General features: G+C 66.1%; 27 protein-coding genes and 3 pseudogenes. 14 read left to right on the top strand and 16 right to left on the bottom strand.

Annotation, left to right across the window (positions count from 1 at the left end; translation table 11 throughout):
• Positions 1-3 precede the first annotated feature (3 nt).
• Positions 4-150, top strand: a pseudogene (locus ACFW6D_RS09625) (IS5/IS1182 family transposase); the annotation flags it as partial.
• Between the two features lie 169 nt (positions 151-319).
• Here the strand turns inward: ACFW6D_RS09625 and ACFW6D_RS09620 are convergent.
• Both ACFW6D_RS09620 and ACFW6D_RS09615 read right to left on the bottom strand, forming a co-directional pair.
• Positions 320-529, bottom strand: coding sequence for a hypothetical protein (locus ACFW6D_RS09620; RefSeq protein WP_379326541.1), 210 nt, complete (start codon positions 527-529; stop codon positions 320-322).
• Positions 530-648: 119 nt separating this feature from the next.
• Positions 649-1,426 (bottom strand): annotated as a pseudogene (locus tag ACFW6D_RS09615) (transposase family protein).
• A gap of 134 nt (positions 1,427-1,560) precedes the next feature.
• Between ACFW6D_RS09615 and ACFW6D_RS09610 the strand changes: the two are divergent.
• The gene (locus ACFW6D_RS09610; protein WP_379326539.1) at positions 1,561-1,782 is read left to right on the top strand and encodes a hypothetical protein; all 222 of its coding nucleotides are present in this window, start codon (positions 1,561-1,563) and stop codon (positions 1,780-1,782) included.
• A 2-nt stretch (positions 1,783-1,784) separates the two neighbouring features.
• Here the strand turns inward: ACFW6D_RS09610 and ACFW6D_RS09605 are convergent, their stop codons facing one another.
• The gene (locus ACFW6D_RS09605) at positions 1,785-2,297 is read right to left on the bottom strand and encodes an Lrp/AsnC family transcriptional regulator (protein ID WP_379326537.1); all 513 of its coding nucleotides are present in this window, start codon (positions 2,295-2,297) and stop codon (positions 1,785-1,787) included.
• 120 nt (positions 2,298-2,417) lie between these two features.
• Between ACFW6D_RS09605 and ald the strand changes: the two genes are divergently transcribed.
• Entirely contained in the window at positions 2,418-3,518 is a 1,101-nt protein-coding gene (gene ald, locus ACFW6D_RS09600) for an alanine dehydrogenase (RefSeq protein ID WP_379326535.1), read from the top strand.
• A 10-nt stretch (positions 3,519-3,528) separates the two neighbouring features.
• Here the strand turns inward: ald and ACFW6D_RS09595 are convergent, their stop codons facing one another.
• From ACFW6D_RS09595 to ACFW6D_RS09575, 5 genes are read right to left on the bottom strand one after another with little or no spacing between them, the layout of a single operon-like run.
• Positions 3,529-4,587, bottom strand: a complete 1,059-nt coding sequence (locus tag ACFW6D_RS09595) for a phosphotransferase family protein (protein WP_379326533.1) — start codon at positions 4,585-4,587, stop codon at positions 3,529-3,531.
• Positions 4,587-5,039: a MaoC family dehydratase gene (locus ACFW6D_RS09590; protein ID WP_379326531.1), complete on the bottom strand. Its 453-nt coding sequence runs from the start codon at positions 5,037-5,039 to the stop codon at positions 4,587-4,589. Before ACFW6D_RS09590 ends, ACFW6D_RS09595 begins: the two co-directional genes overlap by 1 nt.
• A complete protein-coding gene (fabG, locus tag ACFW6D_RS09585; protein WP_379326529.1) occupies positions 5,036-5,791 on the bottom strand; it encodes a 3-oxoacyl-ACP reductase FabG in 756 nt (251 codons plus the stop codon). Before fabG ends, ACFW6D_RS09590 begins: the two co-directional genes overlap by 4 nt.
• Before the next feature lie 42 nt (positions 5,792-5,833).
• Positions 5,834-6,589, bottom strand: a complete 756-nt coding sequence (locus tag ACFW6D_RS09580; RefSeq protein WP_379326527.1) for an SDR family oxidoreductase — start codon at positions 6,587-6,589, stop codon at positions 5,834-5,836.
• Complete coding sequence (locus ACFW6D_RS09575; protein WP_379326525.1) at positions 6,586-7,803, bottom strand: acetyl-CoA C-acetyltransferase; 1,218 nt, start codon at positions 7,801-7,803, stop codon at positions 6,586-6,588. The genes ACFW6D_RS09580 and ACFW6D_RS09575 overlap by 4 nt, the downstream gene beginning before the upstream one ends.
• Positions 7,804-7,947: 144 nt before the next feature.
• On the opposite strand from ACFW6D_RS09575, the gene ACFW6D_RS09570 reads away from it, so the two are divergent.
• Positions 7,948-8,541: a TetR family transcriptional regulator gene (locus tag ACFW6D_RS09570; protein WP_379326523.1), complete on the top strand. Its 594-nt coding sequence runs from the start codon at positions 7,948-7,950 to the stop codon at positions 8,539-8,541.
• A gap of 4 nt (positions 8,542-8,545) precedes the next feature.
• Here the strand turns inward: ACFW6D_RS09570 and ACFW6D_RS09565 are convergent, their stop codons facing one another.
• Both ACFW6D_RS09565 and ACFW6D_RS09560 read right to left on the bottom strand, forming a co-directional pair.
• Positions 8,546-9,262, bottom strand: a complete 717-nt coding sequence (locus tag ACFW6D_RS09565) for a hypothetical protein (RefSeq protein ID WP_379326521.1) — start codon at positions 9,260-9,262, stop codon at positions 8,546-8,548.
• Positions 9,252-9,869 (bottom strand): TetR/AcrR family transcriptional regulator, encoded by a 618-nt coding sequence (locus tag ACFW6D_RS09560; RefSeq protein WP_379326519.1) that lies wholly within the window; start codon positions 9,867-9,869, stop codon positions 9,252-9,254. The genes ACFW6D_RS09565 and ACFW6D_RS09560 overlap by 11 nt, the downstream gene beginning before the upstream one ends.
• A gap of 55 nt (positions 9,870-9,924) precedes the next feature.
• Here ACFW6D_RS09560 and ACFW6D_RS09555 point away from each other — a divergent pair, with 55 nt between their 5' ends.
• Complete coding sequence (locus ACFW6D_RS09555; protein ID WP_379229981.1) at positions 9,925-10,356, top strand: PaaI family thioesterase; 432 nt, start codon at positions 9,925-9,927, stop codon at positions 10,354-10,356.
• 27 nt (positions 10,357-10,383) lie between these two features.
• Positions 10,384-11,433 (top strand): PQQ-dependent sugar dehydrogenase, encoded by a 1,050-nt coding sequence (locus ACFW6D_RS09550; RefSeq protein ID WP_379326517.1) that lies wholly within the window; start codon positions 10,384-10,386, stop codon positions 11,431-11,433.
• Here the strand turns inward: ACFW6D_RS09550 and ACFW6D_RS09545 are convergent.
• Positions 11,402-12,505, bottom strand: a complete 1,104-nt coding sequence (locus ACFW6D_RS09545) for a metallophosphoesterase (protein ID WP_379326515.1) — start codon at positions 12,503-12,505, stop codon at positions 11,402-11,404. The two genes, ACFW6D_RS09550 and ACFW6D_RS09545, sit on opposite strands and share 32 nt — an antisense overlap.
• 271 nt (positions 12,506-12,776) lie before the next feature.
• On the opposite strand from ACFW6D_RS09545, the gene ACFW6D_RS09540 reads away from it, so the two are divergent.
• Positions 12,777-13,169 carry a DUF4345 domain-containing protein gene (locus ACFW6D_RS09540; protein ID WP_379326513.1) on the top strand — a complete coding sequence of 131 codons (393 nt, stop codon included), beginning with the start codon at positions 12,777-12,779 and terminating at the stop codon, positions 13,167-13,169.
• 45 nt (positions 13,170-13,214) lie between these two features.
• On the opposite strand, the gene ACFW6D_RS09535 is transcribed toward ACFW6D_RS09540, so the two are convergent.
• Positions 13,215-13,985 (bottom strand): SDR family oxidoreductase, encoded by a 771-nt coding sequence (locus tag ACFW6D_RS09535; RefSeq protein ID WP_379326511.1) that lies wholly within the window; start codon positions 13,983-13,985, stop codon positions 13,215-13,217.
• Positions 13,986-14,191: 206 nt separating this feature from the next.
• Between ACFW6D_RS09535 and ACFW6D_RS09530 the strand changes: the two genes are divergently transcribed.
• Positions 14,192-14,887: a DUF2993 domain-containing protein gene (locus ACFW6D_RS09530; protein ID WP_379326509.1), complete on the top strand. Its 696-nt coding sequence runs from the start codon at positions 14,192-14,194 to the stop codon at positions 14,885-14,887.
• Positions 14,888-14,889: 2 nt separating this feature from the next.
• On the opposite strand, the gene ACFW6D_RS09525 is transcribed toward ACFW6D_RS09530, so the two are convergent.
• A complete protein-coding gene (locus ACFW6D_RS09525; RefSeq protein WP_379326507.1) occupies positions 14,890-15,933 on the bottom strand; it encodes a fatty acid desaturase family protein in 1,044 nt (347 codons plus the stop codon).
• A 344-nt stretch (positions 15,934-16,277) separates the two neighbouring features.
• On the opposite strand from ACFW6D_RS09525, the gene ACFW6D_RS09520 reads away from it, so the two are divergent.
• Positions 16,278-16,442 carry a hypothetical protein gene (locus tag ACFW6D_RS09520; protein WP_379326505.1) on the top strand — a complete coding sequence of 55 codons (165 nt, stop codon included), beginning with the start codon at positions 16,278-16,280 and terminating at the stop codon, positions 16,440-16,442.
• Here the strand turns inward: ACFW6D_RS09520 and ACFW6D_RS09515 are convergent, their stop codons facing one another.
• The 3 genes from ACFW6D_RS09515 to ACFW6D_RS09505 form a co-directional block, all read right to left on the bottom strand.
• Positions 16,443-17,063: a hypothetical protein gene (locus tag ACFW6D_RS09515; RefSeq protein WP_379326503.1), complete on the bottom strand. Its 621-nt coding sequence runs from the start codon at positions 17,061-17,063 to the stop codon at positions 16,443-16,445.
• Between the two features lie 166 nt (positions 17,064-17,229).
• Entirely contained in the window at positions 17,230-17,352 is a 123-nt protein-coding gene (locus tag ACFW6D_RS09510; RefSeq protein WP_379326501.1) for a hypothetical protein, read from the bottom strand.
• 106 nt (positions 17,353-17,458) lie between these two features.
• Positions 17,459-18,607: an RNA-guided endonuclease InsQ/TnpB family protein gene (locus ACFW6D_RS09505; protein WP_379326499.1), complete on the bottom strand. Its 1,149-nt coding sequence runs from the start codon at positions 18,605-18,607 to the stop codon at positions 17,459-17,461.
• 25 nt (positions 18,608-18,632) lie between these two features.
• Here ACFW6D_RS09505 and tnpA point away from each other — a divergent pair.
• The 5 genes and pseudogenes from tnpA to ACFW6D_RS09480 form a co-directional block, all read left to right on the top strand.
• Positions 18,633-18,914, top strand: a pseudogene (tnpA, locus tag ACFW6D_RS09500) (IS200/IS605 family transposase); the annotation flags it as partial.
• Positions 18,915-19,219: 305 nt separating this feature from the next.
• A complete protein-coding gene (locus ACFW6D_RS09495) occupies positions 19,220-20,410 on the top strand; it encodes an AI-2E family transporter (RefSeq protein ID WP_379326497.1) in 1,191 nt (396 codons plus the stop codon).
• Positions 20,411-20,515: 105 nt separating this feature from the next.
• Positions 20,516-20,899 carry a hypothetical protein gene (locus ACFW6D_RS09490; RefSeq protein ID WP_379326495.1) on the top strand — a complete coding sequence of 128 codons (384 nt, stop codon included), beginning with the start codon at positions 20,516-20,518 and terminating at the stop codon, positions 20,897-20,899.
• Positions 20,896-21,387 carry a CinA family protein gene (locus tag ACFW6D_RS09485; RefSeq protein ID WP_379326493.1) on the top strand — a complete coding sequence of 164 codons (492 nt, stop codon included), beginning with the start codon at positions 20,896-20,898 and terminating at the stop codon, positions 21,385-21,387. The genes ACFW6D_RS09490 and ACFW6D_RS09485 overlap by 4 nt, the downstream gene beginning before the upstream one ends.
• Positions 21,388-21,430: 43 nt before the next feature.
• Positions 21,431-21,883 (top strand): SRPBCC family protein, encoded by a 453-nt coding sequence (locus tag ACFW6D_RS09480; RefSeq protein WP_379326491.1) that lies wholly within the window; start codon positions 21,431-21,433, stop codon positions 21,881-21,883.
• Positions 21,884-21,907: the final 24 nt, after the last annotated feature.

Genomic DNA, 21,907 nt, shown 5'->3' with positions numbered 1-21,907 from the left:
GGCCGGTGGATCGTGGAACAGAGTTTCGCCCTCCTCCACCAGTACCGCCGCTTGGCCATCCGCAGGGAACGCCGCACCGACATCCACTACGGATTCCTGAATCTTGGTGCGGCACTGATCTGTTGGCGACGACTCAGCAACCAAACCTGATAGAAACTCTTAGCAGGTTCCGGTCGCACACGATTTCGCCGCGTGAGGGTGCAAAAAGATCCCGCTCCAGGCGTCGATCACGCCTAGCGCGGGACCTCCTTGCCTCACAAGATCTTTATTCCGTCAAGGGAATTGGATTCGGATCCGCCTAAAAGCCCGGTCTATCCTTCTATTCCGGCACGGTAGCCGTCCACCCCTCACCGGATACAGCGGGCCCGGATGGGGACATTTCCTCACGGGCCGTTCCCGGGCCGGGCCGGGAATCCTCGAAGAAGTCCCGCGCTGTTTGCGGTTCGGGCCCTTCGATGATCGGCTCCTCGAGATCGGTGGGCTCCTCGGGATCGGTGGGCTGATCGACGGGGTTTTGCTTGTTGACCACCGAGTGCTCCTTCGAAGCGGGTGTGGGCTTGTTCATCGAATGGTAGATGGCTACAGCGCCGACTGCCACCGCGAGCGTTGCCGACACAGCGGCGAGCGCGGTCGACCAGTGAGCCTTTTTCATCCTGCTGCCGCAGCCTGAAGCTCACGGTCCTGAAGAACTCCGATCGCCTTGACGAGCCGAGTCGTCTTGTCGGGACAACAACGCAGCTTTCTCAGGATCTTCCACACTTTGAGCTGGGCGAATGCCCGCTCCCCCGCGGCCGCGTAGCCGTGCGTGGGCACGGTTGGCTTCCTTCTGCGACGTCGGCTTGTTCCTGCCCTTGTACGGAGTGAGGACACCTACGAAACCTTGATATCCCTTGTCCGCCAGCACTATCCAGCCGCCGAGGACCAACTCGCTCACGATCTGCCAGATCCAAGCAGCTTTGCTGTCATCGACACTGCCCGGCAACGCCGGTGACAGCCACACGATCTCACCGTCCGGCGAGGCCAGGACCTGCACGTTCATCCCGTGCAACCGATGCTTGCCCGAGTAGAACGGTCGATCCGCAGCGATCCGATCGATCGCGATCACGGTGCCATCGAGGATCAAATAACTATGACCTGCGGCTTTCGCTGTCCGCAGCGCTGATTTCAATCCTGGTGCTCGTGCCGCGAGCACCGTCGTTGTTTCCTCGACGTAGCGCCACGCCGTCGTAGTCGAGATGCCGAACCCTGCCCCGAGCTCGGTGAACGGTTCGCCTTTGCGCAGGTAGACCAGCACGAGCATCGCTTGTTGACCCGGATCCAGTACCCGCCAGCGTGAACCGATTTCGCGGCGGTGGCGGCGGATCACGCCGGCGACGAAGTGCAGGGTCGAAGGTGACAGCGGCAGCGCGGCAGGGTAGAACAGCAAGTGAAGCCTCTGGTGGACGAGTGGATGTGGTAATCAGCTCTCTTATCAGGGGCTTCGCCAGTTCGCATCCCGAGCCGTAGGTCAATCACGCTGCGGTGCAACATGGTTCAGCGACAGGATGAAAAAGGCTCAATGTGCGCCTGCACTACACCGGCACCAAAAGTTTCCACCACCCCGTGGTCGGTGACATCGAGGTCGGCTACGAGACGATGCCGCTACCGGCCGAGCCGGGCTTGGTCCTGACGTTCTACAGCCCCGAACCCGCCAGCCCATCAGCCGACGCGTTGGCCCTGCTCGCCAACTGGGCCGCAACCAACCTCGCCGCCGCACCGTCCCCCGCTGAACCACACGCCTGACCTCAGTGGGTGGGGTGGGTGCTTCGGATGTGTTCGAAGACCAGACTTGTTTCGGTCGAGGCGAATTCGCGGGTTGCGCTGAGTTCCTGGGTGACGAACTCGCGCAGTGCGTCCGGGGAGGCTGCCGATACCTGGATCAGGAAGTCGACCGTGCCTGCGAGGAAGTACACGTTCACCACGCCCGGGAGTGCGGCGAGCTTGGTACTGAGTTCACCGATGCGGGCACGGGCGGCCGGTTGGACCTGGACCGAGATCATCGCCTGGATCGGCAGGCCAAGTGCCTCCGGGGCGATGTCGGTGTAGAAGCCGCGGATCGCGCCGAGGTCGCGGAGCCTGCGTAGTCGCAGTGAACAGGTGGACGCGGCGATGCCCACCCGGGCGGCCAGGACGTTGTTGGGGACGCGGGCGTCCTCGGCGAGTTCGGCGAGTAGGCGGCGGTCGATGTCGTCGAGGTTCGATGGCGACCCGCGGAACGGCTGCACGGGGTGCGATTGATGTTGCTGTGGCGACGCCATCACCGCAGAATACTCGGCATATGTAACAAATTCCGTAGCTTGTGCAGGAGTTATAGACGATTGCCGCAGAAATTCTCGATGCTCGTAACAGAACCCGAGCATCCTGAAGGAGCAGCAATCATGCGCATCGGTGTCCCCAAGGAAGTCAAGAACAACGAATTCCGTGTCGCGATCACGCCGATCGGGGTGCACGAACTCGTGTCGAACGGTCATTCCGTGATCATCGAAGCCGGGGCCGGGGTGGGATCATCGATTCCGGATTCCGAATATCTGGCCGCGGGCGCGCAGATCCTCGCCGACGCCGATGATGTCTGGGCGGGCGCGGACCTGGTGTTGAAGGTCAAGGAGCCCGTCGAGCAGGAATACCACCGCCTGCGCGAAGGGTTGATCCTGTTCACCTACCTGCATCTGGCCGCGGATCGGCCGTTGACCGAACAGCTACTGGCACAACGGGTTACGGCCATCGCCTATGAGACCGTGCAACTGCCCTCCGGCGGATTGCCGCTGCTGTATCCGATGTCGGAGGTCGCGGGCTGTCTGGCGCCGCAGGTCGGCGCGCACGCGTTGATGAAGCCCTACGGCGGTCGCGGGGTGCTGCTCGGCGGGGTCGGCGGCGTCGATCAGGCCAAGGTGGTCATCATCGGCGCCGGTGTCGCGGGCCAGAACGCGGCCAATATCGCCCTCGGCATGGGCGCGGACGTGACGCTGCTCGACACCGACCTCGACAAGTTGCGAATGTCGTTCTGGCGCTACAATAATCGCGTGCACGGGTTGGCGTCGTCGAAGCTGGCGATCGCCGAGGAGGTGCGCGCGGCGGACATGGTGATCGGCGCGGTCCTGATCCCCGGCGCCGCCGCACCCAAACTGGTGAGCAACGAACTGGTCGCGCAGATGAAACCGGGTTCGGTGCTGGTCGATATCGCCGTCGACCAGGGCGGTTGTTTCGAAGACACGCACCCGACCACCCACGCGGATCCGACCTATCCGGTGCACGGGTCGACGTTCTACTGCGTCGCGAACATGCCGGGATCAGTGCCGCACACCTCGACCTACGCCCTGACCAACGCGACGCTGCCGTACGTGGTGGCCTTGGCCGACAAGGGCTGGGAACGCGCCTGCGCGGAAGATCCCAGCCTCGCGCTGGGCCTGAACACCCACGCAGGCAACGTCACCAATGCCCCGGTCGCCGCCGCACACGACCTCGTGACACAGGTCGGGTGAGTAGGCAGTCTTATCGCGGGCTGGGGATATCGACCGCTTTCTCCTCGGAACCCAGTGCGGCAAGGCCGGTTTCGAGCAGCGGTTCGACCGCGGCACCGATGGAATCGAAGCCCGCGCCCACAGTCTGGCCGTGCAGGTAGCGGTAGTGCACGCCCTCGAGAATCGCGGCGAGTTTGAAGGCCGCGAGACCCAGGTAGAAGCCGAAGCGCGACATATCGCGGTCGCTGCGGGCGGTGTAGCGCGCGATGATCTCGGCTTCGGAGAGGAAACCGGGCGCTACAGAGGCGTCCGCCACGTTCGCGTTGGCCGAGGTTCCGGCTGCGAGGCGGCCGTAGACGATCATCAACGCCAGGTCGGTGAGTGGGTCACCGAGAGTGGCCATCTCCCAATCGATCACGGCAGCGGGTCGGTCGTCGGCGTCGGTCAACACGTTGTCCAGCCGGAAGTCGCCGTGCACGATCCCGACCGGTGACTCGGCGGGGACGTCGGCGGCAAGGCGTGCGTGCAACTCGACGGCCGCGGGCAGGTCGCGGGTGTGCGATGCGTCGAGCTGCTTGCGCCACCGGTTCACTTGGCGCGCAAGGAAACCCGTCGGTCGACCGAAGTCCGCCAGCCCGACCGCCTCCGGGTCGACAGCGTGCAGCGCGGCGAGGGTGTCGATCAGATCGATCGAAATCGCCCTGGTCCGTTCAGGTCCCAGCGCAATCAGCTCGGCCGCGTCGCGATATGGCGTGCCCTCGACGCGTTCCATCACGTAGAAGGGCGCGCCGAGCACTTCGGAGTCCTGACAGAACGCGTACATCTCGGGCACCGGGACACCGGTCGGCCGCAACGCCGCCATCACCCGGTACTCACGCGTCATGTCGTGCGCGGTCGCCAGCACATGCCCCAGTGGTGGACGACGGACGATCCACCGCCGGGCTCCATCGGTGACCTCGTAGGTCAGGTTCGACTTCCCGCCCGCGATCAGCCGACCACTGATCGCCGAGTCGACGCCGGGGATCTCGGCCCGAAACCACGCCGAGAAGCGTTCGAGATCGAGTCCGGGAAGTTCGGTCCGGTCCACCATCACACCACCACGAGCGAGACGGTCTCGACCACGCACACCGGCTTGTCGCCGACCTCGCGTTCGACGGTGACCTTCGCGGTGACCAGATGTCCGCCGCCGCCCGGCTGCACCGACAGCAACTCGACACCGGCGCGAACCTTCGAGTCGACCGGCACCGGTGCCGGGAACCGAAGCTTGTTGGCGCCGTAGTTGACTCCCATGCGGACGCCCTCGATCCGATAGACCTGGCCGACCAGATCCGGAACCAGCGACAGCGTCAGATAGCCGTGCGCGATGGTGGTTCCGAACGGGCCTTGCGCCGCCCTCGCCGGATCGACATGGATCCACTGGTGATCGCCGGTGGCATCGGCGAAGGTGTCGATCTGGGTCTGGGTGACGGTGTGCCACTCGGAGTAGCCGAGGTGTGTGCCGACCGCGCCAACGAGTTCGTCGATGCCCTGGAAAGTCCTCATGCCTTCGGCCCGCCCGCGACGTAGAGCACCTGTCCGGAGACGAAACCGGCGCCCTCGCTGACGAAGAACGACACCGCGTGCGCGATATCGTCGGGCACACCGGTGCGCGCCACAGGGATCTCCGCTGCCGCTCCGGCCTTGAGGTCCTCGAACGCGACACCCATGCGTGCCGCCGTCGCCGCGGTCATCTCGGTTTCGATGAAGCCGGGTGCGACCGCGTTCGCCGTGATGCCGAACTTGCCGAGTTCGAAGGCGAGGGTCTTGGTGAATCCCTGCAATCCGGCCTTGGCGGCGGCGTAGTTGGCCTGGCCGCGATTGCCGAGCGCCGAGGTGCTCGACAGGTTGACGATGCGTCCGTAACCGGCTTTGGTCATGTACTTCTGGGCCGCCCTCGTCATCAGGAACGACCCGCGCAGGTGCACGTTCATGACCGTGTCCCAGTCGTCGGCGGTCATCCGGAAGAGCAGGTTGTCGCGCAGGACACCGGCATTGTTGACCAGCACGGTGGGCGCGCCGAGCTCGGTGGCGACCCGCTCGACGGCGGCTTCGACCGCGGCCTCGTCGGCGACGTCGGCGCCGATCGCGATCGCCCGGCCACCAGCGGCTTCGATCTCCGCGACCACCGGTTTGCCCGCGGCTTCGTCGAGATCGATGACGGCGACGGCGAATCCGTCCGCGGCCAGGCGGCGGGCCACGGCCGCGCCGATGCCTCGGGCGGCACCGGTGACGATCGCGGTGTTGGTGGTACTCATGTCACTCCTGATGGGTTCGATGTGTCTGTGCAAGTGGGTGTTTCAGACGCCGCCGGTCAAGGTCATGCCACCGTCGACGACCAACAGCTGGCCGGTGATCCAGGCGGCATCGGCGGAGAGCAGGAACGTCACCGCACCGGCGATGTCCTCGGGGACGCCGAGTCGCTTGAGCGGGTAGGTCGAGGCGACTTCCTCCTCGCGCCCCTCGTAGAGCGCGGTGGCGAACTTCGTCTTCACCACGGCCGGTGCCACCGCGTTGACCCGGATGTTCGGGCCGAGCTCGACAGCCAGTTCCTGGGTGATGTAGGTGAGCATCGCCTTGCTGGCACCGTAGAAACCGATGCCCGGCGCGGGCCGCAACCCGGCGACCGAGGAGACATTCACGACCGCGCCGCCGTGCTCGCCCATCCACGCCTTGTGCACCTGCTGCGCCCACGACAGTGCGGCCAGGCAGTTGACCTCGATGATCTTGCGCGCGGCCTGCAGATCCATCTCGATCATCGGCCCGTACACCGGGTTGATGCCGGTGTTGTTCACCAGCAGATCGACGCTGCCGAACGCCTCGATCGCCCGGGCCACGGCATCGGCCTGATGATCGGTGTCATCAGCGCGCCCGGCCACCCCGAGCGCATGCTCCACGCCACCCAACTGCTCGACCGCGTCATCGAGCGCGTCCTGTTTGCGGGCGGTGATCACGACCTTCGCCCCCTCGGCGACAAGGCGCTCAGCGATGCCGTAACCGATGCCCCGGCTCGCCCCCGTCACGATCGCGGTCTTGCCCGCGAAACGGCCGGTCACGACAGACGCTCCAGCACCATCGCCATGCCCTGGCCGCCGCCGACGCACATGGTCTCGAGACCGAACTGCTTGTCGTGGAAGCGAAGTGAGTTGATCAACGTGCTGGTGATCCGCGCCCCGGTCATGCCGAACGGGTGTCCCACCGCGATCGCGCCGCCGTTGATATTGAGTTTGTCCTCGGGGATGCCGAGCTCGCGGGCCGAGCCGAGCACCTGCACCGCGAAGGCCTCGTTGATCTCCACCAGGTCGATGTCATCGATGGTGAGACCGGCGCGCTGCAGCGCCTTCTTCGACGCCTCGATCGGACCAAGGCCCATGACCTCGGGCGAGAGCGCCGAGACGCCGGTGCTGACGACCCGAGCCAGCGGGGTGAGCCCGAGTTCCTTCGCGCGCGTGTCGGACATGATCACCAGCGCTGCCGCGCCGTCGTTGAGCGCACAGCAGTTGCCCGCGGTGACCGTGCCGTCGGGGCGGAACACCGGCTTCAGCGCCGAGACCGCCTCCAGGGTGACGCCCGCGCGCGGGCCGTCGTCGGCGCTGACCACCGTGCCGTCCGGCAGCGTGACCGGGGTGATGTCGGTGGCCCAGAAGCCGTTGGCGATCGCCTTCTCCGCCAGGTTCTGTGACCGGACACCGAAGGCGTCCTGCTCCGCGCGGGTGATGCCGGTGAACTGGGCGACGTTCTCCGCCGTCTGTCCCATCGCGATGTACACATCGGGAGCCAGTCCGTCGATGCGCGGATCGGCCCAGGTCGAGCCGCCCGCGGCCCGCGTTTCGGTGCGTGCCACCGCGTCGGCGAAAGACGGATTCTGGGTGTCGGGCAGACCGTCGGCGTTGCCCTTGACGTAGCGGCTCACCGTCTCCACACCGGCCGAGATGAAGACCTCGCCCTCACCGGCCTTGATCGCGTGCAGGGCCATGCGGGTGGTCTGCAAGCTCGAGGAGCAATAGCGGTTGACGGTCGTGCCGGGCACCGCGTCGAGGCCGGCCAGCACCGCGACCACCCGGGCCATATTGAAGCCCGACTCGCCCGCGGGCTGCCCGCAGCCGAGCACCAGGTCCTCGATCTCGGCGGGGTTCAGCGCCGGTACCTGTGCCAATGCCGCCTGGACCATCTGCACGGTCAGGTCGTCGGGGCGCATGTCCTTCAGCGACCCCTTGCCTGCCCGGCCGATCGGGGAACGGGCGGCGGCGACGATTACGGCTTCCGGCATCGAATCTCCTCAATTAAGTAAGCGCTTGCTTAGTCAGCATCGTGCATCAGGCCGACGGCGGGCGTCAATATGCCGATCTCTGTAATCCATGTCACACCACCTGCTCCGAGGGAGGCGGTTCCGGGGCGAGATAATGACCCGGCGATGACCGACATGACAGAAGCCCGCTCCGACGCGACCCGCGCGCGTCTCCTCGACGCGGCCATCGCCGCCTTCGCCGAGAAGGGCTTCAACGGCACCACCACGCGCGACATCGCCGCAGCCGCGGGCCTGAGTCCGGCCGCGGTGTATGTGCATCACAAATCGAAGGAAGAGCTGCTCTATCTGATCTCGCGGTCCGGGCACGAGGAAACACTCGACCTCGTCCTGAAGGGGGTCGAGTCGTCCGATGAACCGGCCACCGCGCTGCGAAATGTAGTGCACGCCTTCGCCGCTCATCACGCCAGGGGCCACACCGGCGCCAGGGTCGTGAACTACGAGCTGTCCGCGCTCACGCCTGAGCACTACGCCGAGATCCTCGACATCCGCCACCGGATCGACCGCGAGATCCGCGATCTGGTCGAACGTGGCGTCGCAGCGGGCGTTTTCGACACTCCCAACCCGCGGATGGCCGGGGTCGCCCTGCTCTCGCTCGGCATCGATATCGCCCGCTGGTACCGCGACGAGGGCGACTGGAGCCCGGAGGACATCGCCGCCGCCTACGCCGACATGGCCCTGCGCATCGTCGGGGCGCGCTGAGCTGTCAGCGATCCAACGGGTTGAGCGCGATGGCTACCCGCATGCCCGAGTACCAGAGCGTCGCCGCTGTCGAACGTGGTCGGATGCGCGCCTCATCTCGCATGGCAGCGGTGAACTCGGTGGCGAATCCGGCCCTGCTGTGGCGGGCGTCGATGGCGGCGAGTTGGCGCGAATCCACTTGGTGGGCACGCAAACCCGTGACATCCAAGTGGGCGGCGTCGTGCAGCAGTGCCGCTTCCGCACCATGTGTGTGCGGCGTCGCCGGGTCCAGGTGGCGGGCGATGGCGGTGTGGACGCACTCACCCAGCTCGGGCGTGGCGCCACGGTCGAGGACGAAGGCGCGGGCGTGGCGTGCGCCGAGCAGCGCGAAGCAACCCACGGTGGGATCGGCCGGTTCGCCGACGGCGACATCGTGGAGCACACAGGCGATGTAGAGCGCCTCGGGATCGGGCCGGACGTTGTCCACCTGCGCCAGGGCCATGCCGAATTCCCAGCATCGCAAGCTGTGGGCGAGCAGCGCGGGAGTGAGTGTCTCGGTGGCTTCTGCCAGGGCGGACCGACACAGTCTCGAATCCGGCGGCACCGGCGCTGCCCACCCCGAACCGTCCCCCACCCGACGTAGCCCTCGGATCAGATGCGGTAAGGCCACAGTCTGCGAGCCCAATGCTGAACCCGCAGTGCGGATCTGCTGCATCAGACTCAGTTCGCCGTCACGACGCACGGTTATCTCCTAGGTGGGACAGCAGATCAGCTCGGGCGATGGCGAGCATGGTTTCCAGGGTTGATTCGTCGATGATCCTGCGCTGGAACAGGGAGTAGGCCCCGTTCACCGCGGCCCACGAAACCATCACCAGCGCATGGGGTTCGACATCGCAGCCCACCAACCGCACTGCGGTGGCGAAGGATTCGATCAAGCCGCCGAGTACGGCGTCGATCCGCGCCTTCGCCGTCGTCGCCAGTTCGGATTCGCTGACGTCGATGTCGGTCAGCGCGAGGATTCGCAGAGCTAGAGGGCTCTCCCGATGGAAGGCGACGTAGCGGTCGTAGACGGCGGCTACATCGTCGCGCGGGGTCGATTCACCGTCGATCGGTGCCGACATCGCATCCGCGTGCAGGGTCGCGATGCGCCAGGCCAGCGCGGCATAGACGTCAGCCTTGCCCTCGCGGAAATTGGCGTAGATCGAACTGACCGCCACGTCGGCCTCGGTGGCGAGCATGTCGATGGTGGTGCCGCGGTAGCCCTCTCGCAGGAACAAGACCTGCGCGGCGTCGAGTACCGCGGTGTGGGTCCGACGTTTGCGTCGGTCGGTCGGGGGTTCCAACGTCATACCGAATACCGTAGTCTTATTCTGATATCGTAGTCAACTTCCGATAGGAGTCCCGATGACCCTCTCCCCGCAGCTCCCCCGAACCGGCAGCGAAGCCATGGCTCTGTTCCTCCCGCAATCCCCCTTCGTTCGGTACATGGGCATCGAACTCGTCGACATCGAAGAGGGCCGGGCTCGCCTGCGGATGCCCTTCCGCGAAGAACTCGTCACCGTCGGCAACATGGTTCACGGCGGCGCCCTCGCGGGCTGCATCGACATCGGCATCATGGCCGCATCCTGGGCCGGAGACCGACTGCCCGAACAATTACGCGGCGTGACCGTCTCGATGTCGATCGACTTCATCCAGCCCGCACACGCCGAAAGCGTCGACATCATCGGCACTCGCCTGCGCGCCGGGCGCCAACTCAGCACCTGCCGGGTCGACATCGTCGCCACCGACGACGGTCGCCTCATCGCGGCGGGCGCGGGGACTTACAAGGTGGGGTGAACTGTTCGCTGGGCTTAACCTCGATGCATGGAGTTCCGCAAGGCAGCGTTGCTCGTCGTCCTCGGTCTGCTGTGCGCGTGTGCGCCTGACCCGTCGAGCACCCGCTCGAGCCCGCACAACTCGACCGTCACCGACGAACTCGACGCGCCGTGGTCCATCGCATTCCACGGCACTGCCGCGCTGGTGAGCGAACGGGACAGCGGGCGGATTCTCGAAATCGGCGGCGACGGAACGCAATTCGAGGTGGGGGTCATCGACGGGGTCGAGGCTTCCGGTGAAGGTGGTCTGCTCGGTCTCGCCGTGCGTGCGGGGCAGCTGTTCGTCTACTACACCGCCACGGGCGACAACCGCATCGAACGATTCGACCTCACCGGACAGCCGGGCAACCTCGCACTCGGCGGCGGCACGACGATTCTCACCGGGCTACCGGCCGCCGCCAACCATAACGGCGGCCGGATCGCATTCGGACCCGACGGAATGCTGTATGCCACCGTCGGCGATGCGGGCGATCGACCGAGTGCCCAGGATCGCGCCGGCCTCGGCGGGAAGATCCTGCGCATGACGCCGAATGGGCAAGCGCCGGCCGACAATCCGACACCGGGTTCGCTCGTCTACAGCTACGGTCACCGGAATCCGCAGGGCATCACCTGGACACCGGACGGGCGGATGTTCGCCAGCGAATTCGGCCAGAACACTTGGGACGAACTCAATCTCATCGAACCCGGCGGCAATTACGGGTGGCCCGAGGTCGAGGGCATCGCAGGGCGGGCGGGTCTCATCGACCCTGTTCAGCAGTGGAAACCGGCCGAGGCCAGTCCCAGCGGGATGACGAATGTCGACGGGTCGCTGTTTGTCGCGAATCTGCGCGGCGAGCGGCTACGTCGAATACCGCTCGACAACCTCTCATCTTCGACCGAAAGCCTGGTCGGCGAATACGGGCGCCTTCGCGATGTGGCCGTCGCACCGGACGGGTCGCTCTGGGTGCTGACGAACAACACCGACGGACGCGGCGACCCCGCTCCCGGGGACGACCGCATCGTCCACCTCACCGCTGCGGGTGCAACACCAGCACGGTGATCTCACTCGGCGCGAACACCCGCATCGGCGGACCCCAGTAGCCGGTGCCGCGGCTGGTGTAGAGCTGGGTGTTCGTGTGTCGGCTCAGGCCCGAGACGACGGGCTGATCGAGCCGGACCAGGTAGTTGAACGGCCAGATCTGACCGCCGTGCGTGTGCCCCGAGATCTGCAATTCGACCCCTGCGGCGGAGGCATCGGCAACTTGTTTCGGCTGATGAGCCAGCAGGACGACCGGCAGCGCGGGGTCGGTGCCCGCGAGCGCGGCCGGTAGGTCGGGGCCGTGGCCGGGAACGTCAGCGGTTGGGTCATCGATACCGGCGACAACCAATCGACCACCATCGCGTTCGACGGTCTGGTGCGCGTTGTGCAGCGGCTGCCAGCCGATCGAGGCCATGTAGTCGATCCAGCTCTGCGCATCATCGAGGTACTCGTGATTGCCGGTGATATAGAACCGGCCGAGCGGTGCCTTCACCTCGGCGAGCGGAGCGACCTGATCGCGCCGCTGCTCCACCGACCCGTCGACCAGATCCCCGGCCAGACCCACGAGATCGGGCCGCTGCGCGTTGACCACCTCGACCACTTCGCGCGACCAGTCCTCGCGATCGATCGCCGCGAAATGGGTGTCGGTGAGCACCACAACGCGCAACCCGTCGAGCCTGTCGTCCAGACACGGAATCGCGATGTCGACGGTCCGAACCTGCGGAACCTTCCGCGCCTCGTACACGCCGTACCCGGTGAGCCCCACCGAGATCACCACCACCGCCAGCGCCACGCCCCGACTCGCGCGCACCCCCTTCACCCCGGCAATGCTCAGCCCACCCCGAACCACCGCCCCGATCACCGACCACACGAACACCACCCACAACACCCCGAGCAGCATGTCCCCCACGATCGCCGCCGGGTCGAACTGCGGCGGCCCGTGCCCGAAGAACATGGCGACCGGAACACCAAGCAACCCGACCACACACATCCCGGTGCCGACCCGATACAGCCGCCCACTCCGCCCGGTCGGCGCGGCCACCAACACCCACCACGGCACCGCGAACATCACCGCCACAACCAGCACGACCACAATCAGAAGTACAGCGGAGCTCACGAGTTCCCGTTCCAGCCGAGGCCACCCCCACCGGGCGGCACGCCACCACAGATCATTTCAGGCCGAACCGCCTGGCACGTCGCGGGCTCGGTCATGGACCACGACCGGCTGCACCAGATCGGGCCCTCAGCGGACCGTCCCGCGCGACGCGGCGTGTGCTCCGAAGGTGGCGTCGAGCGCCGTGCCGGTGGTTCGAGGCGGCTACGGTATCCCTATCAGACATTTGTCAAACAAGGGGGGGTTGGCGATGCGCGTATTCCAGGTATGGCTTCGAGTGTTCGGCGTTGCTGTGGTGGGTATTGCGTTGGCGCACTTGCTGTTCGGCCAGGTGACGTATTTCGGTGGCGGCGAGGTCAACGCCACCATGGAGTCGGATCTGCGCTTCTACAGCGTGCTCTTCGCCGCGTACGGTGCGGCGTTCATCTGGGCGGCGGCCGATGTCGTCGGGCGCGCCAGAGTTATCGATGTGCTGGGGCTGTTGTTCTTTCTCGGCGGGCTGGCCCGGATCCTGGCGTGGGCAGTGGCGGGAGCACCGCACGGGTTCTACATCCTGATGATCCCCGTCGAGCTACTCATCCCGATAGCGCATGCGGTCCTCGTGCGGAGGTTCGAACGCGACGCGAGCACACTCCCCGCTTAGGTCCCGGGAGCCGGACCGGCGCCGCAGCCGGTCCGTGCTCTCGCGTCACCGTCCGGCCAGGATGCCGCCGGAAACATCGAGGTACGCGCCGGTGATCCAGCGTGCGTCATCGGATGCGAGGAATCCCACGACATCGGCGATGTCGTCGACCTCACCGACGCGGCCGATGGCCGACCATGCCGCCATCTCCGCGACAGCCTGTGGGTTCGAGAAGACCGGGCTGCCGTTGTTCGTCACGCCGGCCGCGACGGTGTTGATCGTGATCTCCTTGGGGCCGATGTGCCGCGCCAGTTGCACCGTGATCTGCTCCATGGCGGCTTTGCTGATCGCATAGACCGTTTGACCAGGATGGGAAGTTCTGGTGATGCCCGACGAAATATTGATGATCCGCCCGCCGGACGGCATCAGCCTCAGCGCACGCTGGGTAAGGAAAAATGGCGCTTTGGCGTTGACCGCGATGAAGCGGTCGAAGATTTCCGGCGTCACCGCTTCTGGCGCCATCTCGTCGAACCCGGCGTGCGCGGCATTGTTCACCAGAATGTCCAATCTCGGTGCCCCGGTTCGGTTTTCGAGTTCTGCCTCCAGCGCCGCGAACAGTTCCGAAACCGCGTCCGGCTCACCCAGTTCGGCCCGGACTTTGAAGGCGCTGCCACCGGCGTTCTCGATCGATGCGACAGTCTGGGCCGCTGCCTCCTTGTTCGTCGCGTAGTGCACCGCGACCAACGCCCCGTCGTGCGCGAGCCTGGTCGCGATGGCACGCCCGATTCCTCGGCTCGATCCGGTGACCAACGCCGTCTTGTTCTGCAGCCCGTTCATGACAACCCCTGTCTACTACAGCATGTAGTCGAAGGGTAGCGAGTCGAACACGCGACGTGAAGCACGCAATCCGGTGCCGAACAACACACCGAAAACCCTTGCGGCGCAGTGTCGAACGGGAACGCGAAGAACAAGGGCGCGGGATCGAAATCGCCACACGTCCACGATTCGCGCCATGATGGTGGGATGGCCGAGAGGGTGAATGTATGCGCGCGCTACTGATATTGATCGTTGTGCTGGCGATCGCGCTGGTCGTGGGCGATCGTGTCGGGGTCGTGATGGCGCAGAACGAGATCGGGCGCAAGGTCGCGGCCGAGTACAACCTGCCGCATCAACCCGACGTCGAAATCGGTGGGTTTCCGTTTCTGACTCAGGCCGTCGATGGCACCTATCGCGACATCGACATCCGGATCGGGGACTGGAGTGGGCACGATATCTCGGTCCACAACCTCGAAGTCGCACTGGCCGACGTCGCCGCACCGCTGTCCGATGTGATCAGCAATCGCACCTCGAATCTTGTCGCGGGCACGGCGACCGCGACGGCCGTGGTTCCCTTCGATGTCGTGCAGCGTTTCGCACCGTCGGGGGTGGAGTCGATCTCCAACAGTCCGGAGGGGCTGCGGGCCACTGGGACGTTCAAGGTGGCGGGGCTGTCTGTGCCCGCGACGGTCTTCGCCACCGTCGCGCCGACCGAGGCGGGCATCGAGGTCACACCGGTCTCCGTCCAGGCTGTGGGCGGCGGGCCGACTGTCTCGCTGGCGCTGGTGCGCCAATCCCTGGCCTTCGTCGTGCCGTTGAAGGAACTGCCACTGGGTGCGCGGCTGACCGCGATCCAACCGGGCGACGATGGCCTGCACGCCACCGCCGTCGCGCACGATGTCCGGTTCGAAGACCTGCCCTGACGTCACGAGCGGAGCGGGGCCCCGACCTGGTGCAGGTGGGTCAGCGCCTCGCGGTACGAGGCGATCAGCCCGGTCTCGTGGTACGGGACGCCGATTTCGGCGCAGTAGTCGCGGACGATCACCTGGGCGTGGCGCAGATTCGGCGTCGGCATGCTCGGGAACAGGTGGTGTTCGATCTGATAGTTGAGTCCGCCGAGAGCGAGGTCGGTCACCACGCCGCCGCGCACATTGCGGGAGGTCAGCACCTGGCGGCGGAGGAAGTCGGGGCGATCGTCGCCGGTCAGGGTGGGCATGCCTTTGTGGTTGGGGGCGAAGATGCAGCCCATGTAGAGGCCGAACAGGCCCTGGTGGACGGCGAGGAACACGAGCGCTTTGTCGACGGGCAGCACCGCGAACAGCGCGGTCAGATAGAGGGCGAAGTGACCCAACAGCAGCGCACCCTCCCAGCCACGATGTTTGACCGAGCGATTCCGCAGCGCGCGCACGCCCGCCACGTGCAGGTTGAGACCCTCCAGCAGCAGGAGGGGAAAGAACAGGAAGGCCTGCGCCCGCCCGATGAGGCGAGGCAGACCGCGGCTGGAGCGGGCCTGCTGTTGCGACCAGACCAGGATGTCGGGTGCGACGTCGGGGTCGAGTTCCTCGTGGTTGGGGTTGGCGTGATGGCGGGTGTGCTTGTCCTGCCACCAGCCGTAGCCGAGGCCGATGCCCGCATTGCCCGCGATACGTCCCACCAGTTCGGTCGGCTGACGCAGCCGGAACACCTGGCGATGCGCGACATCGTGCATCACCAGTGCGACCTGGGCGAACGTCACCGCCATGAACGCCGCGATCAGCAGCGTCCACCACGAATCGCCGACCAGGAAGAACGTCGCCCAGCCGCCCGCGAACATGATCCCGACGAGGCCGAGCCGGATGGCGTAGTAGCCGGGGCGACGGTTCATCAGCCCGGCTTCGGAGATCCGGCGCAGCAGCCGGGCGTAGTCACCGTCGGCGCCTCGCCGTGGTGACCGTGGGGTGGACTCGGGGACCAGAGCAGGTTTCGTCATAGATCTCGACGCTATCGAGCGATTTCTCGTCCGCCGTAATCCCTTGGTATGAGACGGAATCGGACTCGGGAGTGATATCCGCGCGGGTGAGCAGAGACCTCGACAGGCAGGCAGCGCCTTGCAGCCCGCGAAGTCGCTGTCCGGAATCCGAGGGTTCAAACGTTATGAGGCTGGGTATAAACAGTTCGACTCCGTTCGCGCATCCGGCGAACGGGACGTCCTGGCGGACGTTTCACAGTGTGGAGAACAGGTTGCTGAAACTGATCGAGCTCATACGGAAACCGGCCGAACCCCCGACGACCGAGCCCCCCACCGCGGCCGGGTCGCTGCAGCCAGGAGATGTCGTGGTCACCACCAAGCGCAGCTACCGGGTGGTCAGCACGAGCTTCGCCGATGACGCCCGCCGTGCCGGTCGAGTCGTCGCCGACACCGTCGACCTGGTCACCGGCCGCCTCCGCGTGCTCGACTTCCCCAGCGCCGACACCATGGTCACCGTCAAAGCGGCCTGATCAGACCGGCCGGTGCCGGATGTCGGTGGGGTGTAGTCGGCCGGTAGTGGTGTGGGCGCCGCCGTCTGGAACCACTTCCTCTTTCTCGACCACGCGGCGCTGATCGGCACCGACGCGTTCGGCGAAGGCGATGTCTCGTGTGCTGCGCACCGACAGTCGTCCCAGCGAGCTCGCGGCGAAGAACAGGATCAGCGCGCCGAGTCCGTAGAAGAACGTCAGCTGCAGCAGTGCGCGCTTCAGATCCGTGGTCGCTACCGGTTCGCCGATGTCGCCGAGCCGCAGCAGCGCGGCCAGGAACGGCCCGATCACGAACCATACGCCAGCCGCCACCGCCAGCCAGCCACCGAAACTCGCGACCAGCCGGTTGCGGCTCATCAGCATCAACAGCCCACCGACAATCGCGACGACACCCGGCAGGACCTGCAGCCAGCCGCGCGCCGACGTCCAGGCCCACGCCTCGTCGGGGGTGTACGCGAAATCGAAATACGGGCCGACGAACGGGATGAGTGCGCCCCAGATCCCGAGGAGCAGCACCGCCAGCCCGCCCAACGCGCCCCGGCTCCGCGGAATCCGCAGCCGTCCGCCGCGGCCGGTCGAGACTTTCTCGTCTACATCCACCATGACGCCTCCCAGCATCGCCGAACAGAAGTATTCAGCGCATACCCCGACTGGGACGGACTACGCAGCGGCGACGAAACCAATCGCGCGCCCGCTGGTGGAGCTCGCCACACCAGCGGGCGCCGCGAACCTCAGCTCAGTGTCTTCCGTGCCGCCGCGTCGTAGGGCTTCAGTTCGTCGGATCCGCCCGCCAGTCGGCCAGCTGCTCGTCGCCGTGGAATCGCGGCACACGATCGCTCTGCCCGGCGGACTCGTGGTCGACATAGGTGCCCCCGGTGACGACACCCCCCACGGGGAGAACATGCGCTTGACATCCTCCCGACCCCTGAAGGGCCGGGATTCCTCCTGAACCTCGCGGTCCTCCGGTGGGTTCCTGTTTCACAGGGACGTGCCTTCCGCTAGGCGGCAGGACTTACAGTCCCTCCGCAGGCGTTTAGCCTCTCCGCCTGTCCGGCGGCGAGGATGTTGACCGCAGCATTGCGATCGCGGTCGTGGACCGCACCGCACCCACACGTCCATTCCCGAACATGCAACGGCCTCTTCTCGCCCACAACTCCACACTCCGAGCACAGGCGGGTGGACGGGAACCAACGATCCACCTTGACCAACGTCCGCCCGTACCGGGCGGCTTTCTCCTCCAACATAGAGGTGAACATGCCCCACCCAGCATCGTGCACCGACTTCGCCAACCGAGTCCGGGCCAACCCCTTCACACACAGGTCCTCGACGTAGACCGCTTGGTTGTCGCGGATAATCGTCGTGGACTGTTTGTGCGCCCAATCCCGGCGCGTATCGGCCACCCTCGCATGAGCCTTCGCGACCCGCAGCCGCGCCTTGGACCGATTCTTCGAGCCTTTGTCCTTACGGGACAACGACTGCTGCACCTTCCGCAACCGGCGTTCGGCCTGCCGCAGGAACCTTGGCGAGGCGATCGTCTTCCCATCCGACAGGACCGCGAACGTAGCCAAGCCCAAATCGATTCCGACCTCGGAATCGACCAAGGTGAGCGGCTGCGCGTCGACCTCCACAACGAACGACGCAAAGTAGCGGCCCGCCGCGTCCTTGACGATCGTGACCGACGACGGGTCGGCGGGCAGTTCCCGCGACCACGCGAGTTTCAGTTCACCGATCTTCGCGACATACAGTCGCCGGTTCGGGCGCAGCGAGAAACCGTTGCGAGTGAACCGAATCGCCTGCCGGTTGTCCTTGCGGGACCGGAACCTCGGAGCAGCGACCCTCGCGCCCTTGCGTTTCCCAGTGACGGACGCGAAGAAGTTGCGGAACGCGGTGTGCAGATCGCCCAACGCTTGAACCAGTGCCACCGATGACACTTCGGCCAGCCACGCCCGTTCCTGTGTCCGCTTGGCCTCGGTGATCACCCTGGTCTGCAACGCCGAGTCCTTGATGTACGGCAACCCTGCGGCGTGAGCATCGCGGCGGGCGCGTAATGCGTCGTTGTACACCACACGTGCGCAACCGAATACCCGAGCCAACGAATCCTGTTGACTCGGCGTCGGATACACGCGGTAGTTGTACCGGAGTTGCACAAGATCGAGAGTACCGACGACATGACTCACCACCTGCGAGCGGGTGATGCGCGAGGTGTGCACCGACTTCGAAGCGACTCTGGTCGAATTCAACGGCGAAACCGACCATGTGCACCTGCTCGCCGAGTACGCGCCCAAGGTCGCGGTGTCGAGACTGGTGAACAGCATCGAGGGGGTGTCGGCTCGCCGCCTTCGTGTCGAGTACGCGCACTGGGTGAACCAGCACAGCATAAACGGACACCTGTGGAGTCCTAGCTACCTCGCCTCGTCCTGCGGCGGCGCGCCGGTCTCTCTCGTGAGGCAGTAAATCGAGCAACAGCAACGGCCACCCCGCGCCCCAGGAAGGCCGAAGCTGACGCGCTGACCCGGTGCTGAAGGACCGGGCTTGCACGCTACGCCTTTCTGGTCATCACGCCCGAGGGCGAGCGCGTCACCGACGCGCTCGCGGCGAAAATGCGCGTCACCCAAGACGGCTTGAACAGGCTCAGCGATCAGGATCGCGACTCCTTGCACGCACTGCTGGAACGAGTTTTCCTCGCCCAGCGCGCCGACCGACCTGCCTGAATCGGTCAGCGACTAGAGCGGACCCGACGTTCGTGCCAGACTGACGGCGTGAGCGCGCAGGGGAAAGAAACCAGTGAGGCGCAACCGAACCCGAAGACGGGCCGTGAGCGCGGGGAAGTGATCGGCGGCGGGCTGTTGTGGCTGGCCAAATGGTCGCTGTGCATCGTGGCGATCGCGGCGGGCGCGTGGGTGCTCGGCACGATCACCGGTCGACTGTGGGTGGTGATCCTGCCCGTCGCGCTGGCGATCGTGGTCACCACGGTCCTCTGGCCGCTGTCGCACTGGCTGACGAAACACAGGTGGCCGCCCGCGCTCGCCGCCACGACCACGCTGCTCGGATTCGTCGCCTTGCTGGCCGGGGTCATCGCGCTGATCGTGCCCTCGGTGGCCGATCAATCACCCGAACTCGCCGACAAGGCCACCGACGGGGTGAACCAGGTCCGCGACTGGATCCAGGGCCCACCGCTCAACATCCGCGACGAGCAACTCGATTCCGCGGTCGACGCGATCGTGACGCGCCTCCAGTCCAGCGGCGCGCAGATCGCCAACGGAGTGTTCAGCGGCGTGTCCACTGCCACCTCGGTCCTGATCACCGTGTTCCTGGTCCTGGTGCTGGTGTTCTTCTTCCTGAAAGACGGCTCGCGGTTCCTGCCCTGGACCCACCGGGTGCTCGGCGACCGCAGCGGCCGCCACGTCGAGGCCGTCCTGGAACGAGTCTGGGCGACCCTGGGCGGCTTCATCCGCACCCAGGCGATCGTCAGCATGGTCGACGCCGTCTGCATCGGCGCGGCACTGTTCATCCTCGATGTTCCGTTGGCGATGGTGCTGACGGTGATCACCTTCGTCGGCGGATTCGTCCCGATGGTCGGAGCTTTCGTCGCCGGTGCGCTGGCTGTGCTCGTCGCGCTGGTCGGCAACGGGCTCACTACCGCGCTGATCGTGCTCGGTGTCGTCATCGCGGTGCAGCAACTGGAAGGCAATGTGCTGCAACCGGTCCTGCAGAGCCGCAGTATGGAACTACACGCGGTGATCGTGCTGCTCGCCGTCACCGCGGGCGGCTCCCTCTACGGCATCACCGGCGCGTTCCTCGCGGTACCGGTGGTCGCGATGATCGCGGTGGTCATCCGCTATATCGGCGAGCAGATCGACGCGGCGACCGGATCAGAACCAGAAGAAATCGACAAGCCCGATGTCAACGACGCCGTGGTCGGCCCCACCTCCCCTGGTGCCAGCGCGTAAACCTGGGACCCGCCGTTCATCCCAGGTTGTCAGATCATGGCGAAGCCGCCGATCGGCGAGGACACTGTGGAGAGACAAGCCAACTCGTCCTCAGGAGGGCACGCGATGGCAAATGGGCCGTTCGGCATCGATCCGGAAGGCTTCGAACGTGCGCTGCGCGGGACAGGAGCCGAGCTCAGCGATCTGCTCGGAAAGGCAGGCGCCTACCTGAATCGCGTGGATCAAGTCGGCGTCGGCGCGCTGTCTTCGCTGCTCGGCCAGTTCGTCGGGCCACAACGCCCGCCCGCACCCGAGGACGAGACCACCGGTGCGACCGGCAGCGGCGTGTGGGCGATCTACACAGTCGAGGAGGACGGCCAGGCCATGATCGACCAGGTCTTCCCGAACGAGCTCGAGGCCTTGCGCGCCCACCGCGACAACACCGACGATCGCCGTCGCGTCCGCTTTCTCCCCTACGGCGTCCCGGCGAGCGTGCTGGACGCACCGTGATCGCACGCCGACTCGCTGAGCTCGCCGAGAGATGTGGGATCACCGTGGCCGTTGCCGAGTCGTTGACGGCGGGCAATGTCGCCGCGGCCCTTGGTGCGGCACCGGATTCGGCGGTGTGGTTCCGAGGTGGGGTGGTCGCCTATGCCACCGAAGTCAAACGTCAGGTGCTGGGTGTTCCCGATGTGCCGGTCGTGTCCGAGACCGCGGCGACAGCGATGGCAGAAGGGGTGCGATCGCTGATGGACGCCGATATCGCCGTCGCGACGACCGGTGCGGGCGGCCCCGATCCGCAGGACGGTGAGCCACCCGGTTCGGTCTGGTTCTGTGTGGTTTCGCGCGGCGCTGCGCGCGCCGAACACCGGCAGTTCGACGGTGATCCCGCCGACGTCGTCGAACGATCGGTGCAGTACGCGCTCGAATTGCTGTTGTCCATGGCGCAAGCGGCGACCCGATCGTCGCCGGTGTCAGCCGACGACAACCGGGTATAGCCAGTTAGCTCCGCTCGAAATCGGCCGAGGAGGTAACCACGACATGGTTCAGGTGACACGCACCATCCACGCCCCGATAGACGACGTGTTCGCGGTGTTGGCCGACGGCTGGTCGTATGCGAGTTGGGTGGTCGGCGCCTCCCATATCCGCGACGTGGACGACACCTGGCCGGCTGTCGGCGCGCGCATTCATCACAGCGTCGGCCCCTGGCCCTGCACCATCCAGGACACCACCTCGGTCTCCTCCGTCGACGCCCCGCACTCCATCGAACTCGACGCCAGGGCCTGGCCGATCGGCGCCGCGGTGGTCCGCGTGGAGCTGCGTGCCATCGACTCGATGTCCTGTGAGGCGGTCATGTTCGAACGAGCTGTTCGCGGGCCGGGTCGACTGATACCGGATGCCATCGAGTCGCTACTGCTCGGGCCACGCAACCGCGAGTCGTTGTCGCGGCTCGCCGATCTCGCCCAGGGCGGGTACCGGTGCGCCAACGACTGACGCGAACCCAGCCCGCGTCATTGC

Origin of the sequence: Nocardia sp. NPDC058705, assembly GCF_042749305.1 — a bacterium.
Taxonomy (GTDB): Bacteria; Actinomycetota; Actinomycetes; order Mycobacteriales; family Mycobacteriaceae; genus Nocardia.
This window is presented reverse-complemented; position numbering and strand designations above follow the sequence as displayed.

Coding starts and splice junctions, on each gene's coding strand:
- ACFW6D_RS09595 (WP_379326533.1), bottom strand. CDS start 4,587: ATGGTGGACCGGACCGAACTTCCCGGACTCGATCTCGAACGCTTCTCG.
- ACFW6D_RS09540 (WP_379326513.1), top strand. CDS start 12,777: ATGCGCGTATTCCAGGTATGGCTTCGAGTGTTCGGCGTTGCTGTGGTG.
- ACFW6D_RS09480 (WP_379326491.1), top strand. CDS start 21,431: ATGGTTCAGGTGACACGCACCATCCACGCCCCGATAGACGACGTGTTC.
- ACFW6D_RS09515 (WP_379326503.1), bottom strand. CDS start 17,063: ATGGTGGATGTAGACGAGAAAGTCTCGACCGGCCGCGGCGGACGGCTG.
- ACFW6D_RS09560 (WP_379326519.1), bottom strand. CDS start 9,869: ATGACGTTGGAACCCCCGACCGACCGACGCAAACGTCGGACCCACACC.
- ACFW6D_RS09490 (WP_379326495.1), top strand. CDS start 20,516: ATGGCAAATGGGCCGTTCGGCATCGATCCGGAAGGCTTCGAACGTGCG.
- ACFW6D_RS09525 (WP_379326507.1), bottom strand. CDS start 15,933: ATGACGAAACCTGCTCTGGTCCCCGAGTCCACCCCACGGTCACCACGG.
- ACFW6D_RS09555 (WP_379229981.1), top strand. CDS start 9,925: ATGACCCTCTCCCCGCAGCTCCCCCGAACCGGCAGCGAAGCCATGGCT.
- ald (WP_379326535.1), top strand. CDS start 2,418: ATGCGCATCGGTGTCCCCAAGGAAGTCAAGAACAACGAATTCCGTGTC.
- ACFW6D_RS09530 (WP_379326509.1), top strand. CDS start 14,192: ATGCGCGCGCTACTGATATTGATCGTTGTGCTGGCGATCGCGCTGGTC.
- ACFW6D_RS09590 (WP_379326531.1), bottom strand. CDS start 5,039: ATGAGGACTTTCCAGGGCATCGACGAACTCGTTGGCGCGGTCGGCACA.
- fabG (WP_379326529.1), bottom strand. CDS start 5,791: ATGAGTACCACCAACACCGCGATCGTCACCGGTGCCGCCCGAGGCATC.
- ACFW6D_RS09550 (WP_379326517.1), top strand. CDS start 10,384: ATGGAGTTCCGCAAGGCAGCGTTGCTCGTCGTCCTCGGTCTGCTGTGC.
- ACFW6D_RS09605 (WP_379326537.1), bottom strand. CDS start 2,297: ATGGCGTCGCCACAGCAACATCAATCGCACCCCGTGCAGCCGTTCCGC.
- ACFW6D_RS09535 (WP_379326511.1), bottom strand. CDS start 13,985: ATGAACGGGCTGCAGAACAAGACGGCGTTGGTCACCGGATCGAGCCGA.
- ACFW6D_RS09575 (WP_379326525.1), bottom strand. CDS start 7,803: ATGCCGGAAGCCGTAATCGTCGCCGCCGCCCGTTCCCCGATCGGCCGG.
- ACFW6D_RS09570 (WP_379326523.1), top strand. CDS start 7,948: ATGACCGACATGACAGAAGCCCGCTCCGACGCGACCCGCGCGCGTCTC.